Genomic DNA, 17,449 nt, shown 5'->3' on the forward strand with positions numbered 1-17,449 from the left:
GGGTAGAGGGGCCCCTCTACCGAGGGACGCCCTGGCCGCACCCTCGGCACGCCCGCCCCGGGCCGGTCGGACGCTCCGGCGCTGGTCACGGTGTGTGAGGGGCGAGGCGGACGCCCGGAGACGATCAAGGAGCCGTCACACCCCGTGACGGTCACGGAGAGTTAGTGGGGTCGAACTCGGTTCGCGGTGACTACGGAGCGTGACGGCTCGGAGGGGCCGCGCGCAAAGCAGGTCCAGAAGGGCGTTTGGGTCGCCCGCCCCCTCGCTCCCCGTCGGGTAGCCGCCCCCCTCCCCCTCCGCCCGATGCGGCACATCGCCGCAGGTCAGGGCGTTGATCGCGTTGAGCGAGCGATCGAGCGGCGAGCGACGCCGACAGGCCGGTGACCTGGGAGGGAGGGGGCACCGGGGTGGGGGCACCCTGCCAGGGGGTGGCGCCCACCACGCGTGGTGACCGGGGGTGGTGTCACGCTGGGTGGTGCGGGTGCCAGACGACGCGTGGCCTGTCACCCGTGGTGAGGGGTGACAGGCCATGCGGTGTGACGGTCAGTGAGAGCGGGTGCGGGCCGTGGTGCCGGGGGTGGTGCCCCTGAACAGGGACGGGTAGCGGCGCTCGATCTCGTCGTGGCTCATGCCGCGGTCGACGAGGTGGTTGTAGACGTCGGTCTCGTCGCGCAGGCCGTGGCTGCGCATCAGGTCCGCGAGGCCGGCCATGCTGTCGCCGCTGGGACGCCCGGCTGCGGCGGCCCTGGCCGTCTGGCCCGAGGTCCTGGGCTTGCGGCCGGCCTTGCTGGCGGCGACCGCGGCGATGTTCTTCCGGGTGGGGTCGGCGATGACCGAGGCGATGCGCCGCTGCTTGGCCGCCTCGGCGTTCTTCTGCACGCGGTGGGCGGCGAGCCGGGCGCCGAGCTTCCTGTCCTCCTGCTCACGCTTGCGGACGGCCTCGGCGCGGGCCTTGTCCGCCTGCTGGCGGTGCCACGCCTGACGGAGCCAGCTGCCGGGCTTGCCAGGAGGGGCAGTCCAGCTACCGACGGACGGCCCGGTGAGGTTGCTGGTGGGCGTCGGCTCGGTGCGTCGGGGGCTGGCCGCCCGCTCGGTGCGGCGGCGGAGCTGTGCGGCGGTCAGCGGTCCGTCCGGGGTGTGGCTGGTCATGGCTGCTCTTCCTCCTGCTCGATGATGACGTTGATCTGCTGGGCGTACTGCGCCCACAGCTCGGTGACGGGTTCGTCGATGAGCCGTGCGCTGTCGGTGAGGACCGCGGCGAGGATGCCGGCGAATGCGACGACGAGGGCGTTGCCTTCGCACTTGGACAGGTCGGCGAGGACGCAGTCCAGGGCGTGGTCGACGTCGTCGGCGGGTTCGTCGAGGAGTCCGGTGATGAGGGCGACGGCGTCACGTCTCACTACGGCCTGCGAGGCGCTCATGCGGCCTCCAGTTCGCTGATGCAGTAGACGTCGACGAGGCGCTGTTGCCGGTCTTCGAGGGCGTACCAGGGGCCGCGGCAGGCGGCGCCGTGGGTGAGGCAGCGGGCGGGGAAGGCCAGCGGGCGGGTGGCTGCGGCCACGGTGTACGTGCGGACCGGGGCCGGGCGTCGGGCCCGCAGGGCGGGGATGAGGCGTACCTGGGAGCCGACGGGCAGGCCGGGCGTCTTGGCCGCTCTCCGGCGAAGCAGAGTGAACATGGTGGGCGTCTTCCGTTCGGAGGGGTCTACCGGGGCCTGCCGACGCGCTGTCGCGCCTCTTCCTGCTGCATGATCAGCCGCACGTCCTTGGCGTCGATGACGGACTTGCGGACGTTGTACGTGTAGTTGTTCGTCACGCTGGGCTGGCTGTCCCTGCTGCTGGTGGCCACGGCTGCCTTCCCCGGCGACGGTGCCGGCCGCCCGGGCAGCGGCATGTCCAGCTGCAGCGTCTTCGCGTTGAGCGCGTCGAACAGCTGCTCGCCGTAGTGGTCGACGGCAGCAGCCCGGATCATGTACTCGCCGACCGACCCCCAGATCGGGACGCTGTCCGAGGTGGGGGTGCCCGGCCCGTACAGGCGGCCGCCGCCGTCGTAGTGCGGGATGCCGCCGCCCTGCGCCCGGCGGATCGGGCCGCCCTGCGCCTGGAAGCGTTCGGCCTGCTGCCGGAGCAGGTCGGCGGTCACGTTCGGCGCCGCCCCCACCTGCTCGAAAACGGACCGGTAGGTGACGGTGACCGTGGCGTTCGCGGTCTTGCCGTCCACGTTCTTCAGCGCCCGCTCGACGGCATCGACGGCATCGATCGCCTGCCCGTTCGCCGTGAACACCTCGGTGCTGCCGTCGGGCAGTCGGCGGGTCTTCAGGCCCACGTCCTCCAGCGCCTTGATCGCAGCCGCGTTGAGGGTGGTCACGGTGACGCTCTTGGCGCCGGGCGTCTTCTCGATCTCCGCCTGGACGTTCAGCAGGCCCTCGATCGCGTCCTGCCGCTCTACCTCGATCTCAGTGGCGATGCGCTCCGGAGTGCCGAGCAGGGTATTGACGTACTCCCGGGCCTCGGCGTCGGTCATGCCGGTCTGCTCGGCCAGCTCCAGCATCTTGGCGCGCAGGCTCTCGGACTTCTCCGTCATCGACCCCAGCGACTCACCAGCGGCCAGCCCCGACGCCAGCATCTCGTCGTGCGCCTTCGCCGCCGCAGACATCGCCTCGCCGTTGGCGCGGCCCTTCTCCGTGTTGAGGTCGAGGGTCGCACCGTTCTCCTTGAACGACTCGGTGAGGTTGTCCAGGCCGGCCTCGAAACCGATCTGAGCGTCGTAGGCGGACCGGTTGACGTCGTTGAGCGCCATGATGCTCTGCCGCAGTCCGTCCGCCGACTGCTTCTGCGCGTCCAGTTGGGCCTGCACTTCAATGGCCTGGTCGCCGAAGATGCCCATGCTGTCGGCCGCGAGCCGCTGCTCGAACGCCTGCGCGGCGAGGGCCTCGGTGTAGTTGTCGAGGGAGCCGGTGAACTCCTCCACCTGCTCGGGGCTCATGCCCTCCTTCATCGCCTCCAGGGCGGCCGCGGCCAGTTCGGCCTTGCCGCCGCTGACGAGGTCGGCCAGGCCCTGGTCGATGCCGTCGACGCTCTTGGTGAACTCCTCGGTTGCGTCACCGGCGTCGAGCAGACCGCCGGTGACGTCCGCACCCCAGTTGTTGATGGACTCGGCCACGCTGGGGTCGATGACCTTCTGGATCTGCTCACGCAGCTTCGCGAAGTCGTCGCCGAACTGGTCGGCCACGTACCCGGTGGCCTTCCCGGTGCGCCCAAGTTCGCCGAGGGAGGTGGTGAGCTTGTCGACGTCCAGCGCTGCGGGCTCCCCGGCCTGCGACAGCTCACCGAGGGCGAGGACCAGGAGGCCGATCCCGGTGCCTGCGACGGCCAGCTTCGCGGTGCGGGACAGGGTGCCGATCGCGGCCGCGGTCCCGGCGAGGACGCCCGGGGCGCCCGACGCTGCAACGCGCATGGCGCCCACCTGCGTAGCCATCGCGGCGATGCCCGCGCTGACCGCGGCACCGCCGGCCGCCGCGAGCTTCACGGCCTTGATGGCGACGGCCAGCTGCAGGATCGTCGCGATGGCGTCCGGCGGTACCGCGCTGACGATGTCCGACAGCACGTTGACGACGTCCAGCATGCCGACCCCGACGTCCGCCCCGGCCTCCAGCACGTTGAGCAGGGCGTCACCGACGTTCTCCAGCGTGTCCCACACAACCGGGCCCTGCTCCTGTGCCCAGTCGAAGAACTCGGCGACGCCGCCGCCCTTGAACTCGCCCGCGTCCAGCTTGGACAGGAAGACCGTGAGCCGGTCGATGCCGTGGTCAAGGGTGTCGGTCGCGAAGTCGGTGAACCGCTGGTTCAGGGCATCGAAGCCGGGCGTGGCGATGCCGCCCGCGACCATGGTGATGAGCCGGTCGAACTGCGTGCTGGCGCCCTTCACGAGCCCGGTGGTCTTGGGCAGGAGGGCGTTGGCGACGCCGACGCCCTTGATGAACGGGCCCATCACATCGCCGCTGAGGGAGTCCGACCACTCCCGGTAGGCGTCCTTGAGCAGACCGACGGCAACGGCGGCCTCTTGGGTCGCGGGCGGCAGTGACGCCAGCTGGCGTTCGTACTCCAGGGCGGCGGCCCCTGCCTCGGCGCTGCCCGCACCAGAGGTGCGCAGCGCGTCCTCGTACTTCTCGTGCGCGTCGGCGGCCTCGCCGATCGCACCGATCTGCGGACCGAGTGCGAGCGCGTAGGCGCCGGCCGCCACGGCGACGGCCCCGAACTGGGCGGCGACCGCGGCCGCCGACGACGCGAGGCCCGCGGCCGCCGGGATCGCGGCCGGAAGCAGCGAGATCAGGTTCGCCTTGAGGGACTCGCCGACCTTGCTGGTCTCGTCGCGGAGGCGGCCGAATGCGTCTCGGGTGCCCTCGGTGGTGGACAGGAGGCGGCGCTGCGCCTCGTCCACGGTGAGGAGGCGGCCCTCGAAGTCGCGCAGGTTGCCGTCGGCGTCCTGGGTGATGCCGGACAGGCGGAGCCGGAGCCGGTCGGCGCTGTCGCCGGTGCCGTTGAGGACGCGGGACAGTTCGTCGCGGCCGGTGAGGGTGAAGGTGAGGCGCTCAGCCACGGGGGGCTCCTTCCTCGAGGAGCGCGGCCGTGCCGACGGCGCGGGACGTCCACAGTTCGGCCGGCGTCGTCTGCCGGGCGGCGGCCAGGTCGTGCAGGAGCACGCCGACGAGGTGGGCGAGGACCGGCACGCACGCGGTGGCCCGGACCAGGGCGTCTCCGTAGGCGGCCCGCAGCACGGGGTCGGCGCGCCGCTCGTCGGGCGCGGTGGGGGCGTGCAGTCCGGCGGTGATCAGGGCGGCCACTCGGCGGACGGCGTCGCTGTCGAGGGCGGCGCCTGCTGGCGGCTCGTTGGGTGTACGGGTGTTCTCCATGATGGTCTCCTACGCCGCCGGGTTGGCGACCGGTCGGGGGTCGGTGCTCTGGGCCCAGACGAGTTCGCACGCCGTGTCGCGGCACTCCAGGAGGGTGCGCTGCTCGCCCCGGACGGTGGCCGTGCCGACGCGTCGGACGGGCCGCGGGCCGCGGCAGGACGGGCAGTGCGCCCGGATCGGGGTCGGGGGAGTGGGCATGCGCGTCTCCTCGTGTTCAGGCGGTGGGGATGAGGCCGGGCGGCGGCTGGTCGGTGGGGAAGCCGAAGGCGGCGGCCTGGAGGTGCCACCACGGGCGCGTGTGCCGGGCGCAGAGCGTGTAGGCGACGAGAGCGGGCGAGGCGGCGGCGCGGAGCGTCACGGCGACCGAGGCGTCGGCGGGGCACTTCGAGCAGGCGTCGGCGGTGTGCCGGCCGAGGACCGCGGCGTCGTCGGGGCAGTCACACCAGCAGCACGCGGTGCCGGAGGGGACGCCGGTGACGCGGATCGCGGGGCGGCCGAACTGCCGGGCGGCGGCGGCCGTCTGGTCGAGACGGGCGAGCGCTGCCGGAGACAGCCGGGCCCTGCGGTAGCTGGCACTCATGAGGCCTCATCTCCAGGGTCGAAGCAGGAGGGACAGGTGGTCTCTCCGTTGGCGGCGTGCAGGGGGTCGAGCGGGGCGGTGCACGTGGCGCATCGCCCCGTTTCGGCGGTCACGTTCTGTGACGCCGGATTGGTGTCCGTGCCATTGGCGCCACCATTCCCGCCATTCCCGCCAGCCTCCGAACCCTGGCGGGAATGGCGGGAATGGGGCGGGAACGGGGAAGCGGGATCACTCTGCGTGTTCGTGGTCAGTGCCTCGATACGCCAGACAGCGCCCTTCCCGAACCCGGCCCGCTCGGACACCACCCCGGCCTTCGCGCGGGCGCGTTCGAGGGTGCGCAAGGAGATGTCGTCAGCGGCTGCGGCCTTCTTCACGTCCTTCGCCGGGGCTTCGCCGCCCTGGTCCATCAGGAAGCCGCGCAGCCACTCCGCAGCCTCCCCGCGCTCCCCGCGGTCCGTCTCAGCACCGGCGGCCAGGATCTCGTCGACTGAGCGCGTCGACTGCCCGGTGAACACGAACCGTCCGACGTAGGCGATGCCGGTGCGGGTGGGCACCTCGGCCGACAGGATGTTGTAGGAGAGCGACGGCAGGTCCGCGCGCCCGAGGCTGTTCTTGGCCTGCGTCATCACCCGGCAGTCGTTGTCGTCGTCCTTGGCGAACCCGAACACGGCGCGGGGCACGTTCTTGAAGGCGCCCGAGCCGGTGATGAGCGACGCGGGGTCGGTGCCGGAGCCCTTGTTGAAGTGGGCGATGCCCAGCAAGACGGCGCCGGTGCGGTCGGCCATGCGGGCCAGCGGGTCCAGGGCGGTACGCACGTCCCGCTCGCGGTGGGTGTCGATGCCCTTCCCGATGCACGACATGAGCGGGTCGAGGACGACCAGGGCGACGTCGTGTTCAGCGATCGCCTTCTCCATCAGGCTGTTGTCCTGCGGCAGGCTCAGCGTCGTCTCGCCGTACTCCGCTTCGACTGCTTCGACGCGGTACACGAGGTCCAGGTCCGCGCCGGCCCCGATGAGCCGGGGCACGATGGTCTGCTTCCACGAGTCCTCTACGGCCACGTAGAACACGGCGCGAGGGCGGCCGTGGAAGTTGCCGGGCAGGAGGCCGCGGGTGATCTGCGCGGCCATCCACATGCCGAACGACGACTTGCCGGTGCCCTCGCGTCCGGCAGCCACGGTGAGGGCACCGGCGGGCACGCGGCCCTCGCTCTCGTCGAGCCAGGCCCACACCACGGGCTCGGGCTCGATGTCCGAGGCGCGGGTGAGTCGCAGCGAGCGGGTGGGCTGCGGCTCGTCCAGCGTGATTCCTGCGTTGCGCAGGATCGCCTCGGCCTGGTCGTGCTCGTTCAACGGGGGCCTCCGGCCGATCGGTAGGCAGAGGCGATGGTCGTGCGCGCCTCCGCCTCGGTGAGTCCTGCGTGGGTAGCTGCGTCGACCAGGGCACCGGCGACCGCGCGTGAGTCGAGCTGCGACTTGGCGGCGTGCTCGAACGCGCGGCAGGCGGCCCAGTACAGGCAGCTGTTGCGGTTGCCCTGGCGCGCGTTGAGGACGGCGCGCACCAGCCCGACGAGCGCACCGCCCCCCTCGCGTACCGGGGCACCGTCGGGGTGGGGCGCTGACGGTGTGGCTGGCGTCTGCAGGGCAGTCAGCAGCCAGGCCGGGGCGGGCTCCGGCGGCTGCTCGGGGTCGACGAGTTCGTACACGACGCCGCTGGCGTGGACCGAGCCGGGGCCGATGACGTAGCCGCGGGGCCCGCGCACATCGCCGTCGAACTTGCCGCGCAGTGCACCGAGCCCGTTCCCCAGTTGCAGGCTCGCCGGTGCCCAGTAGTAGTCGTGGTAGCCCTTGGCCGTGGTGACGCGCATCGTCGGCGTGTGCCGGTGGCCGAAGGCACTCGCGGCGTCTTCGAGGGCGCCGGGGCGGTCGGAGTCGACGACGAGCAGCTGCTGCTCGGCCGGACCGTTGACGGCGCCGATCGCGACGCCGACGTTGCGGGGCCGGTCGCCGAAGGTGCGGCGCACCTGGTCCTCGTCGAGGGTGTGGGCACGGGTGAACGGCACGCACGGGTGCTTGCCGCGATCGACGCAGGCGGCAGCGTCGTGCCCACGACCGATGCCGGCGCACTGGTCCAGTCCGGGGTGATCGGCGGGGAAAACGGCGAATCCGTGGTGGACCAGCCACAAGGCGCCGTTGAGGGCATCGGTCACCGCTGCCCCCGCTCCGGCAGGGACAGCCGCGCCGCGACCTCCCAGAGCTGCCAGCCACGCTCGAAGAGCAGACGCCGTGCTTCGGCCCGCAGCTCCCACGACGAGAGCCCGTAGGTGCCGTGGGTCAAGGGGTCGGCGTAGCGGGCCTGCGGTCGCTGTGCCACGATGGCCGCAGCTTCGCCCGCAGCGAGCTTCTTCTGAGACCCGCCAGTTTGCCCCTGGCGGGTCTCGTCGTTTCGGTTCATGCCGCGTTGCCTCCGACGGTCACCGTCTGCGCGGTCAGCCACGCCTCGATGTGGCTGCGCCGGTACTTGATCCGCCCGCCCCGCCCCGGGCTGGTCTTGATGTAGTTCGGACCGGTCCCACACCAACGCCAGTTCGCAAGCGTCTGCAGTGAGAAGCCGTACTCCGCGTGCACCTGCCTGGGGGTGAGCAGTTCGTCAGCCACCGTTTTCCCTCCTGAAGTGTTCACATTGACCACCAGTCCGAATAGAGTGAACACGTGATGCAGAGGACCGTACCACCCGAAGGAAAGAAATGGACACAATCGATGTCTATGCTGAGGCGCATGACCGATGAGAAGCGACGCCCGCGCCCAGCCGCCCAGTACGGACCGACCGGGGATGCCGTCGCGAGGAACCTCAAGGACCTTCGTGAAGCGCGCGGCCTGACGATCTACGGCCTGTCAGGGGCGCTCAACAAGGCTGGTCGCCCGATCACCCCTTCGGCCATCGCGAAGATCGAGAAGAAGCAGCGTCAGGTCTCTGTCGACGACCTGATGGCGTTGGCCATCGTGCTCAACGTCAATCCGTCCGCTCTGCTTTTCCCGCGAGACGACTCGCCCGGGACGATCGTTGAGTTGTTGCCCGGACGCTACGAGGACGGTGGCGAGATCCGGGCGACAGCCTGGCATGTCTGGCAATGGGCCGATGGGGAGACGCAGCTCTTCGACCACCCGGACGCAGAGAAGAGCATCGACGCCCGCATCAAGTACATCCAGCAGGCACGGCCGCCGCGCAGAGGGCGCGTCGAGATGGCCCGCGCCCTGCAGGAATTCCACGGTGCGGAGGGGGAGCGGCCAGATGGCACGAGTGTGGATTGAGGACCGTGCGAACCACGCCGACTACCAGGCGGCGATGGAAGCCTGGCAGGTGGCGAAGCGGGAGGGCAGTAAACGACAGCCCCCCGGGCGGTGGCGTGTGCGCTGGTACGGGCCAGACGGGAAGCCGAAGGCCAAGACCTTCGGGAAGCTGCCGCAGGCTGAAGGCGAGAAGCAGGCACTCCTGCACAAGCTCGACAAGGGTTCGTACAGGGACCCGCAGTCGGCGAAGGCGGCTGTGCGCCTGATCGCCGACGAGTGGCATGGCGCGCTGCGGAAGCAGGGCCGGCGGACGAAGGACGACTACCGAGAGCTGCTCGACTTGTACGTGATCCCCAAGTGGGGAGAGTGGCAGGTTGGTTCGGTGCAGTGGGGCGACGTTGACGCGTGGGTCACCGAGCTGTGCAGCACGCCGGGCAAGCGCGGTAAGCCGCTCGGGCCGGACCGCATCAAGAAGACGTACTACGTGCTCAGTAGCGTGATGAAGCACGCCGTGCGGACGCACCGCATCGCAGCCAGCCCGTGCCACGACCACGACCTGCCTCGCAGCGAGGACCAGGACGACCACATCTATCTCACCCATGACCAGCTGGAGACGCTCGCCGAACACGCGGGGCGCTACCAGACGTTCGTCAGGACGCTCGGGTACACCGGTATCCGGTGGGGCGAGGCCATCGCCATCAAGGTCGGTCGCACGAAGCTGGACCAGCGCCGCATACGCATCCTGCAGGCGTACTCCGACATTGACGGGCACTTGGAACTGGGGCCGGTGAAGAACCACGAGAGGCGTTCCGTGCCCCTTCCGCGGTCGTTCGCTGAGGAGCTGCGGCCGCTCGTCGCCGGACGGCATCGTGACGACTTGGTGTTCACCGCCCCGGAGGGTGGGCCGATGCGGTACCCGAACTTCCGACGCCGCGATTGGGACAAGGCTGTGAAGGCTGCGGCCCTCGAGGGCCTTGACCTCACGCCGCACAAGCTGCGGCACACGGCGGCTTCCCTCGCCATCGCGGCCGGCGCTGACGTGAAGGTCGTGCAGACGATGCTCGGGCATAAGTCCGCGGCCATGACGCTGGACGTCTACGGACACCTGTGGCCGGACCGACTGGACGAGGTGGCCGACGTCCTGGACGTCGGCAGGGCCGCCGCACTCACGCGGGTGAGAGCGCTGGTCACGCCCGTCGGGTAACCGAAGCCATGTGTACAGAATGTGTACTGCCCCCCGAGTTGATCTCGGGGGGCAGTCTCGCTATCTAGCCCGTGACCTGCACGGACCTTGCTGTGCCCCCGGCAGGATTCGAACCTGCGACACCCGCTTTAGGAGAGCGGTGCTCTATCCCCTGAGCTACGAAGGCGGGGCCTGCCGCTGTGGGCGGCGGTGCCAACAGGTTAGCGGATCGGGGGCCGGGGTGGAGGGGGAGGTTGGGGGGTGGGTCACGTCGGGGGGACGTGGACGAAGTGGCCTGCCACGCGGAGGTCGGACTCGATGTCGGACGCCGTTCGGGTCAGCTCGGGGAGGAGCTCCGTTTCGCAGGCCTTGGTCGTGCGGCGGGCCGCGTGCATGGCGATGTTGAGCGCCGCCACCACTCTGCCCGTGCGGTCGCGTACCGGGACCGCGATGGCGCGCAGGCCGGCTTCCAGTTCCTCGTCGACCAGGGCGTAGCCCCGGGCCCGGACCTCGGGGAGGGCCAGCAGGACGCGGCCCAGGGCCGTCGCGTGGGCCGGGAGGCGGGTGCCGACCGTGACGCGGGCGCTCAGGACGCGGGACGTGGACGCCCGGGCCGTGTACTGGATCTCCGTGCCGGAGTCCGCGAGGACGGCGAGGGACGTCGATTCGTGGACGCGGTCGGCGAGGGCGGTCAGGTGGGGCTGGGCGATCTCGGGGAGGGAGGTGTGGGAGAGGGGCGGGAAGCCGAGGGACAGGACCCGGGGGGTGAGGGTGAAGGTGGCCTCGGGGGCCGGGGTCACCAGGCCGGCGTGGGTGAAGGTGATCAGGGCTCTGCGTGCGGTCGCGCGGGACAGGCCCGTCGCCTTCGCGACCTCGGTCAGAGTGAGCGCGGAGCGGCCCTCGCCGAAGGCGGTGAGTACCGTCAGGCCGCGGGCGAGGGACTCGACGAAGTCCCGGCCCAGTTCTTGTTTTGACGCGCCCGTCCAGGTGGCCAGGCCCGCGCGGGGTGGGCCCAGGGTCGGGGGAGGGGCCGTGCGCAGGTCGTTCTCCATCGCCGCCACCGCCGCGCGCAGGCGGGGGAGCAGGGTCGTGCGCAGGCCCGGGGCCGTGTGGCGGCTCGTGTGGCTCACCACGCTCGCCACGCAGGCCACGCGGCCGGTGCCGGGGTGTCGTACGGGGACCGACAGTGCCACCAGGCCCGGTTCGATGAGTTGGTCGTCCAGGGCGTAGTCGTCCCGCGCCGCCGTGGCGGCGCGGAGGGCGAAGTCCTCGTCCGGCGTCGGGTGTTCGCGGGGTGGTACGGCGGGGAAGGTGTGCTCTGCCGGGTCCGCGGCTCGGCGTTCTCGCCAGTGCTGCCAGTCCGCGTCGGTCCATTCCGCGGCGAAAAGGGGGCCGGGGGCCGTGCGTTCCGCCGGGAGCAGGTCGCCGATGCGGAAGCTCAGGGACATGGCGCGGCGGCGGGTGGCCTGGTGGATGAAGCGGATGCCGTCCCGGTCGCCGACCGCCAGCGACACCGACTCGTCCAGTTCGTCGGCCAGGGCGTCGGCGCGGGCCGAGAGCAGGGCGGGGAGGCGGAGGGCGGCGAGGTAGGCGTTGCCGAGTTCCATCAGGCGGGGGGCCAGGGTCACGTCGCGGCCGTCCAGGCGGACGTATCCCATGCGGGCGAGGGTCGCCGTGAGGCGGTCGACCGTGGAGCGGGCCAGGCCGGTGGTCTTCTCCAGGGCGCTGAGGCTGAGGGTGCCGCCCTCCGCCTCGGTCAGCCGGCGGAGTACGGCGATGCCGCGCAGGAGTGGCGTGACCGCCTCGGCCGGAGCGACCGCCTCGGTCGGCGTGACGTCAGGGGTGTGGGCGGGCATCGGCTCTCCGGTACGGCGGTCACGGCAGGTCGCCGCAGGGTGTCGCAGGGCGCCTACGGTAGCCCGACCCGCCCACCGCCTCCGATCGACCGTCCCCGCCCACCGCCTCCGCTCGACCGCTCCCGGCCGTCACTTCCGCGTGACCCGGACCCGTACGTCTCCCGTCCCGTCCTTGCCCGTCACCTTGATCGTGACGCCCTCGCGCGGGTCCTTGAAGGTCTCGCCCTCGGTGAAGGCGGCGTCCGAGAGTTCGGCGTGGACGTTGGGGCTGCGGGTGCAGCCGCCGCTGTCGCGCTGGGAGTCGTAGACCCGTACCGGGCCCATCCCGGTGTCCACGTCCGCGTCGACCTTGTAGATCAGTACGCCGGGCCGGCACACCGTCTCGTCGTTGCCCTCGCGCGTGCGCAGTTCGAGCGCGTAGCCGGACGTGCCGCTCAGCGGGAGGACCACCAGTTTGTCGCCGCCCTTGCGGGCCAGCGGGGTCAGTGTGTACTCGGTCGTCCCGGGCGCGGACGCGCAGTGCACCTGGGTGCGGTCGAGCCAGCCCAGCTTCCACTTGTGCCAGCCGAGGAGGTCGTTGTTGGCGCCCCAGTCCTCGCTCATGATGTCCCAGTGGCCGACGGCGCCTCCGCCCTCCTGGGTGTAGAGGTCCGGGAGGCCGAAGACGTGGCCGTTCTCGTGGGGGAGGACCCGGTAGCCGGTCTCGTCGTAGGAGCCGGAGCCGTCGTCCTGGCGGGAGTAGACGAAGGAGGCGTTGGCCACCGGGACGCCGTCGGCGACCGGGGCCTCCTGGTTCCCGGCGAAGGTCACGGACAGGACCGTGTCCAGGGCGGAGGGGCCGGCGTTGGGGGTGACCAGGACGTTCACGAGGTCGTAGACGCGGAAGTCGACCTTGGAGTCGGCCGCCGCGACCAGATCCTGGACGAGTTTGCGGTAGCCGGGCTCGAAGGGGGCGCCGCGCTCTATGCCGTACTCGGCGAAGGACTTGGGCATCCGGAGCCAGTCCCGGATCGGGGTTTCGGGACGGTAGTCGAGGCGGCCGTAGCTGCTGGTGCGGAACCATTCCTCGGTCTGCGGGAAGAACTCCGCGTACCGGTCGAGCGCCTTGCCCTCGCCGGGTGCGTCGGAGAAGTCGATCATCAGGGTGAGGGCGCGGACGGTGCCGGTCGAGCGGGCGTAGCCGGTGGAGGTCGGGACGCCCTCGGACATCTGGATCTCGGGGCCGCCACTGATCATGCAGGGGCCGTGCGCGGAGGAGCGGGAGAGGGCGGCGGGGCCGGGACCCGAGGTCGAGGTGCCGGGTGCGAGCCGGCCGGTGCCGGCCGAGGTGCTGAGGGCGAGGGTCAGGACGGTGACGGTACCGGCCGCGGCCAGCCGGCGCGGGCGTATGCGGCGGCTCGACGGCTGCGCCTGCCCGTGCGGCTGCATGCGGACCTCCCCGTGCCACGGCAGCCGCCCGACACCGGCTGCGCCCTTGGGCTCACCCTGGGCCGCCGGGTGGACGGGCGCGCGCTGGAGAGGCCGATCGTGGGTTTCTCACCGGTAGCCGCCGACCGGGGAGGGGTGGGCGCAGGTGTGACTCAGGTCACGGGAAAGTTCCTCGGGAGCGGGAAATAACCGGGGATCGTTTCCCCGTTTAGACCTGTGTCCGAGCGAAACGGGGACTTGCTCCCCGGATCGTGAACCCGCTGACCCGCTGACCCGCTGGTTCCAGTGGAGTCACACACCTCACAGACCAAGGAGTGCGCCGTGCAGACCGCCACCCCCGACCAGCGCAAGGTGACCCGGCCCCGCGCCGATGCTCTGCGCAATCGGGAGCGGATCGTCCTCGCCGCCCGGGAGATGTTCGTCGAGCTCGGCCCGGACGTGCCGCTCGACGACGTCGCCCGCCGGGCCGGCGTCGGCAACGCCACGGTGTACCGCAACTTCCCCGACCGCGACGCCCTCGTCCGCGAGGTCGTCTGCTCGGTCATGGACCGTACGGCACGGGCGGCCGAGCTGGCGCTCGACGAGACCGGGGACGCGTTCGAGGCGCTGGAGCGCTTCGTGCACGCTTCCGCCGACGAGCGCATCAGCGCGCTGTGCCCCATGGTGTCCAGCACGTTCGACGAGCACCACCCCGACCTGGAAGCGGCGCGCGAACGGGTCGAACGGCTTGTCGCCGAGGTCATGGACCGGGCGAAGGCGGCCGGTCAGCTCCGCGACGACGTGGGCGTGGGCGATGTGATGATCGCCGCCGCCCAGCTCAGCCGGCCCCCGGCCGGTACGGGATGCGTGAGCGCCGACCGGTTCGTCCATCGCCACCTGCAGCTGTTCCTGGACGGGCTGCGGGCTCCCGCCCGCTCCGCCCTGCCGGGTGCGGCCGTGACCGTGGAGGACCTGCGCCGGCCCTGCGACCAGTAGTTCAGCCAGTTCCGACACCGACAGTCCATCCGACACCGATATCGACACCGGCGCCGAGCCGTCAGCGGTCCCGCTGACAGCGGGTGATCGGCGCAGGCCCAGTCGTCCCTTTTCTCATCTTTTTCCATCACGAAGTCCGAAGTGGGTATCCCCATGTCTCAAACAGCCGTCAAGGCCTCCGGCGTCGCCGACGCCCCGGACGCCGGTCGCTGGAAAGCGCTGGTCTTCATCGCGCTGGCCCAGCTGATGGTGGTCCTCGACGCCACCATCGTGAACATCGCCCTGCCCTCCGCGCAGCAGGACCTCGGCATCTCCGACGGCAACCGGCAGTGGGTCGTCACGGCCTACGCCCTCGCCTTCGGCGGTCTGCTGCTGTTCGGCGGCCGGATAGCCGACCTGTGGGGCCGCAAGCGCACCTTCGTCACCGGTCTGGCCGGCTTCGCCGTCGCCTCCGCGCTGGGCGGTGCGGCCACCAACGAGGCGATGATGTTCGGCTCCCGCGCCCTCCAGGGCGTCTTCGGCGCCCTGCTCGCGCCCGCCGCGCTCTCGCTGCTCGCCGTGATGTTCACGGACGCCAAGGAGCGTGCCAAGGCCTTCGGCATCTACGGTGCGATCGCCGGTGGCGGTGGTGCCGTGGGTCTGATCCTCGGCGGGTTCCTCACCGAGTACCTGAACTGGCGCTGGACGTTCTTCGTCAACATCCCGTTCGCCATCGTCGCCGCGGCCGGTGCGTACCTGGTCATCCGTGAGCCCAAGGGCGGCCGCAACCGCTCGCCGCTCGACATCCCCGGCGTGATCCTGTCCACCCTCGGTCTGGTCGCGCTCGTCTACGGCTTCACCCGCGCCGAGTCCAACGGCTGGAGCGACGCCCTGACGGTCGGCATGTTCGTCGCCTCGGCGGTGCTGCTGCTGGCCTTCGTGATCGTCGAGTCCAAGGTCAAGGCTCCGCTGCTGCCGCTGCGCGTGATCACCGAGCGCAACCGGGGCGGGGTCTACCTCTCGCTGGGTCTGGCCATCATCGCGATGTTCGGCCTGTTCCTCTTCCTGACCTACTACCTGCAGGTCGTGAAGGGCTACACGCCGGTGAAGACCGGCTTCGCCTTCCTGCCGATGATCGCGGGCATGATCACGGGCTCCACCCAGATCGGCACCCGGCTGATGACCCGGGTCGCGCCCCGGCTGCTGATGGGCCCCGGCTTCCTGGTCGCCGCGGTCGGCATGCTGTTCCTCACCCAGCTGGAGGTCGACACCTCCTACGCCGGTGTGCTGCTGCCCGGCATGCTCCTGCTCGGCCTCGGCATGGGTACGGCGTTCATGCCGGCCATGTCCCTGGCCACCACCGGCGTGGAGGCACGGGACGCCGGTGTCGCCTCCGCGATGGTCAACACCTCGCAGCAGGTGGGCGGTGCGATCGGTACGGCGCTGCTGAACACGATCGCCGCCTCCGCGACCACGTCGTACATCGCCGACCACATCGGCGGCGCGTCCTCCCGGTCCCAGCAGCAGCTGGTCCAGCTGCAGGGCCAGGTGCAGGGCTACACCAGCGCGATTTGGTTCGCCGTCGGCATCCTGGTCGTGGCGGCCGCCATCGCCCTGACCTTCGTCAACGCCGGGCGGCCGGGCGGCAACGCCGTCGCCGGGTCCGGTGCGGGCGACGAGGCCGAGGACGAGCTGCGGGTGCCGGCCGTCGCCCACTGACGGCGCCCGACACGGCAGCCGTACCCGCTCGGGCTCCTGTTCCACCCGTGCGTACGGGGAGGGGACGCCCCGTACGCACGGTTCCCCCGGACCTGCCCCGGCCGCGCGCTCAGCGCAGCCAGGGCAGGTCCGCACCCGCTTCGCTCGGCTGAAGTCCCTCGGCGACGATCCGCATGATCTCGCCGAGGGACTTCTGCTGTTCGGGGGTGAGCCGGTCGAAGACCGCCTGGCGTACGGCGTTCACGTGGCCCGGTGCGGTCCGGCGCAGCACCTCGTACCCCTCGTCCGTGAGGATGGCGAACTGGCCGCGCTTGTCGGAGGGGCAGTCCTCGCGGCGGACCCAGCCGTTCTTCTCCAGGCGGGCGATCGCGTGCGAGAGCCTGGAGCGGGTGATCTTGGCGTACTTGGCCAGCTCCGTCATCCGCAGCCGCCGACGCGGTGACTCGGCCAGCTTGACCAGCAGGCCGTAATAGACGTGGGGCATGCCGGCGTCGCGCTGGAGCTGGCGGTCGAGGTGGTCCTCGAGGAGGGTGGCGGCCTCGATGTAGGAGCGCCAGACGAGCTGCTCCTCGGCGGTGAGCCATCGGGGTTCGGCGTTCATGTGCCCACTGTACGAGACGGTTCCTTGAATGTTAAACAAACTGGGGGTAGATTGTGAGCAAGTAAAGATTGAGAGTTCAAGTATTGGAGTAGCCGCCGTGACCGCCGTCCCGCAGGAACGCATGCCCGCCCTCTATCTCAGTCACGGCGCCCCGCCGCTGGCCGACGACCCCGTCTGGCCCGGCGAGCTCGCCGCCTGGTCCGCCGCCCTGCCCCGCCCCACGGCGATCCTGGTCGTCTCCGCCCACTGGGAGGAGGCCCCGCTCGCCCTCGGCGCCACCCGGACCGTCCCCCTGGTCTACGACTTCTGGGGCTTCCCGGAGCACTACTACCAGGTGCGCTACGAGGCTCCCGGCGCCCCCGCGCTCGCCGAGTCCGTGCGGAGGCTGCTGCGCGCTCCCGGCAGGCCCGTGCAGGACGTCCCCGACCGCGGCCTCGACCACGGCGCCTACGTGCCCCTGGTCGAGATGTACCCCGGCGCCGACATCCCGGTCCTCCAGGTCTCCATGCCGACCCTCGACCCGGCGCGGCTCATGGAGATCGGCCGCCGGCTCGCGCCGCTGCGCGACGAGGGCGTGCTGATCATCGGCTCCGGGTTCTTCACCCACAACCTGGCCGCGCTCCGCCAGGGCGGCATCCCGTCCTGGTCCGCGGAGTTCGACGACTGGGGCCGGCGCGCGCTGGAGGGCGGGGACGTGGACGGGCTGCTCGACTTCGCCCGCAAGTCCCCGGCGGGGCGGCTCGCCCACCCGCGCACCGAGCACTTCGCGCCCCTGTTCGTGGCCATGGGCGCGGCGGACGCGACCGGTGAGCTGGACACGCGGCAGTCGGTGATCGACGGGTTCTGGATGGGGCTGGCGAAGCGGTCGGTGCAGTTCGGCTGACGGCCGGCCGACGGGGTGCGAGAGGCGCCCCCCCCGGATGCCGCCG

The 17,449-nt window shown here is 71.3% G+C and carries 19 protein-coding genes and 1 tRNA gene; 5 read left to right on the top strand and 15 right to left on the bottom strand.

Annotated features, from left to right (window positions below; all coding sequences use genetic code 11):
- Positions 1–543 precede the first annotated feature (543 nt).
- The 11 genes from NI25_RS22695 to NI25_RS22745 form a co-directional block, all read right to left on the bottom strand.
- On the bottom strand, positions 544–1,149 hold the full coding sequence (locus NI25_RS22695) for a hypothetical protein (RefSeq protein ID WP_061444198.1): 606 nt from the start codon (positions 1,147–1,149) through the stop codon (positions 544–546).
- Positions 1,146–1,421: a hypothetical protein gene (locus NI25_RS22700; protein WP_061444199.1), complete on the bottom strand. Its 276-nt coding sequence runs from the start codon at positions 1,419–1,421 to the stop codon at positions 1,146–1,148. Before NI25_RS22700 ends, NI25_RS22695 begins: the two co-directional genes overlap by 4 nt.
- Positions 1,418–1,678: a hypothetical protein gene (locus tag NI25_RS22705; protein ID WP_061444200.1), complete on the bottom strand. Its 261-nt coding sequence runs from the start codon at positions 1,676–1,678 to the stop codon at positions 1,418–1,420. Before NI25_RS22705 ends, NI25_RS22700 begins: the two co-directional genes overlap by 4 nt.
- A 26-nt stretch (positions 1,679–1,704) precedes the next feature.
- Positions 1,705–4,599 (bottom strand): hypothetical protein, encoded by a 2,895-nt coding sequence (locus tag NI25_RS22710; RefSeq protein ID WP_061444201.1) that lies wholly within the window; start codon positions 4,597–4,599, stop codon positions 1,705–1,707.
- Positions 4,592–4,912, bottom strand: a complete 321-nt coding sequence (locus tag NI25_RS22715) for a hypothetical protein (RefSeq protein WP_061444202.1) — start codon at positions 4,910–4,912, stop codon at positions 4,592–4,594. The genes NI25_RS22710 and NI25_RS22715 overlap by 8 nt, the downstream gene beginning before the upstream one ends.
- Positions 4,913–4,921: 9 nt before the next feature.
- The gene (locus NI25_RS22720; protein WP_061444203.1) at positions 4,922–5,110 is read right to left on the bottom strand and encodes a hypothetical protein; all 189 of its coding nucleotides are present in this window, start codon (positions 5,108–5,110) and stop codon (positions 4,922–4,924) included.
- Positions 5,111–5,126: 16 nt separating this feature from the next.
- A complete protein-coding gene (locus NI25_RS22725) occupies positions 5,127–5,492 on the bottom strand; it encodes a hypothetical protein (RefSeq protein ID WP_061444204.1) in 366 nt (121 codons plus the stop codon).
- Positions 5,489–6,841, bottom strand: a complete 1,353-nt coding sequence (locus NI25_RS22730; protein WP_061444205.1) for an AAA family ATPase — start codon at positions 6,839–6,841, stop codon at positions 5,489–5,491. The genes NI25_RS22725 and NI25_RS22730 overlap by 4 nt, the downstream gene beginning before the upstream one ends.
- Positions 6,838–7,698: a bifunctional DNA primase/polymerase gene (locus NI25_RS22735; protein ID WP_061444206.1), complete on the bottom strand. Its 861-nt coding sequence runs from the start codon at positions 7,696–7,698 to the stop codon at positions 6,838–6,840. The genes NI25_RS22730 and NI25_RS22735 overlap by 4 nt, the downstream gene beginning before the upstream one ends.
- Complete coding sequence (locus tag NI25_RS39485; RefSeq protein WP_158508461.1) at positions 7,695–7,862, bottom strand: hypothetical protein; 168 nt, start codon at positions 7,860–7,862, stop codon at positions 7,695–7,697. Before NI25_RS39485 ends, NI25_RS22735 begins: the two co-directional genes overlap by 4 nt.
- Before the next feature lie 77 nt (positions 7,863–7,939).
- Positions 7,940–8,146, bottom strand: coding sequence for a helix-turn-helix transcriptional regulator (locus NI25_RS22745; protein ID WP_061444208.1), 207 nt, complete (start codon positions 8,144–8,146; stop codon positions 7,940–7,942).
- 120 nt (positions 8,147–8,266) lie between these two features.
- On the opposite strand from NI25_RS22745, the gene NI25_RS22750 reads away from it, so the two are divergent.
- Both NI25_RS22750 and NI25_RS22755 read left to right on the top strand, forming a co-directional pair.
- On the top strand, positions 8,267–8,800 hold the full coding sequence (locus NI25_RS22750) for a helix-turn-helix domain-containing protein (RefSeq protein WP_158508462.1): 534 nt from the start codon (positions 8,267–8,269) through the stop codon (positions 8,798–8,800).
- 34 nt (positions 8,801–8,834) lie between these two features.
- A complete protein-coding gene (locus NI25_RS22755) occupies positions 8,835–9,983 on the top strand; it encodes a tyrosine-type recombinase/integrase (RefSeq protein WP_233520765.1) in 1,149 nt (382 codons plus the stop codon).
- A 93-nt stretch (positions 9,984–10,076) separates the two neighbouring features.
- On the opposite strand, the gene NI25_RS22760 is transcribed toward NI25_RS22755, so the two are convergent.
- The 3 genes from NI25_RS22760 to NI25_RS22770 form a co-directional block, all read right to left on the bottom strand.
- A tRNA-Arg gene (locus NI25_RS22760) sits at positions 10,077–10,149 on the bottom strand.
- A 79-nt stretch (positions 10,150–10,228) separates the two neighbouring features.
- Positions 10,229–11,818 (bottom strand): IclR family transcriptional regulator domain-containing protein, encoded by a 1,590-nt coding sequence (locus NI25_RS22765; protein ID WP_061444211.1) that lies wholly within the window; start codon positions 11,816–11,818, stop codon positions 10,229–10,231.
- A 129-nt stretch (positions 11,819–11,947) separates the two neighbouring features.
- Positions 11,948–13,246: a M6 family metalloprotease domain-containing protein gene (locus tag NI25_RS22770; RefSeq protein WP_061444212.1), complete on the bottom strand. Its 1,299-nt coding sequence runs from the start codon at positions 13,244–13,246 to the stop codon at positions 11,948–11,950.
- 321 nt (positions 13,247–13,567) lie between these two features.
- Between NI25_RS22770 and NI25_RS22775 the strand changes: the two genes are divergently transcribed.
- Positions 13,568–14,221, top strand: a complete 654-nt coding sequence (locus tag NI25_RS22775) for a TetR/AcrR family transcriptional regulator (RefSeq protein ID WP_199561004.1) — start codon at positions 13,568–13,570, stop codon at positions 14,219–14,221.
- A 153-nt stretch (positions 14,222–14,374) separates the two neighbouring features.
- Complete coding sequence (locus NI25_RS22780; protein WP_061444214.1) at positions 14,375–15,919, top strand: MFS transporter; 1,545 nt, start codon at positions 14,375–14,377, stop codon at positions 15,917–15,919.
- 109 nt (positions 15,920–16,028) lie between these two features.
- Here the strand turns inward: NI25_RS22780 and NI25_RS22785 are convergent, their stop codons facing one another.
- Positions 16,029–16,520 carry a MarR family winged helix-turn-helix transcriptional regulator gene (locus NI25_RS22785; protein ID WP_061444215.1) on the bottom strand — a complete coding sequence of 164 codons (492 nt, stop codon included), beginning with the start codon at positions 16,518–16,520 and terminating at the stop codon, positions 16,029–16,031.
- Between the two features lie 121 nt (positions 16,521–16,641).
- Between NI25_RS22785 and NI25_RS22790 the strand changes: the two genes are divergently transcribed.
- Positions 16,642–17,403: a dioxygenase gene (locus NI25_RS22790; RefSeq protein ID WP_061447048.1), complete on the top strand. Its 762-nt coding sequence runs from the start codon at positions 16,642–16,644 to the stop codon at positions 17,401–17,403.
- The last annotated feature ends 46 nt before the right edge of the window (positions 17,404–17,449 follow it).

It is taken from the genome of Streptomyces sp. CCM_MD2014, from assembly GCF_000772045.1.
GTDB classification, from domain to species: domain Bacteria; phylum Actinomycetota; class Actinomycetes; order Streptomycetales; family Streptomycetaceae; genus Streptomyces; species Streptomyces salinarius.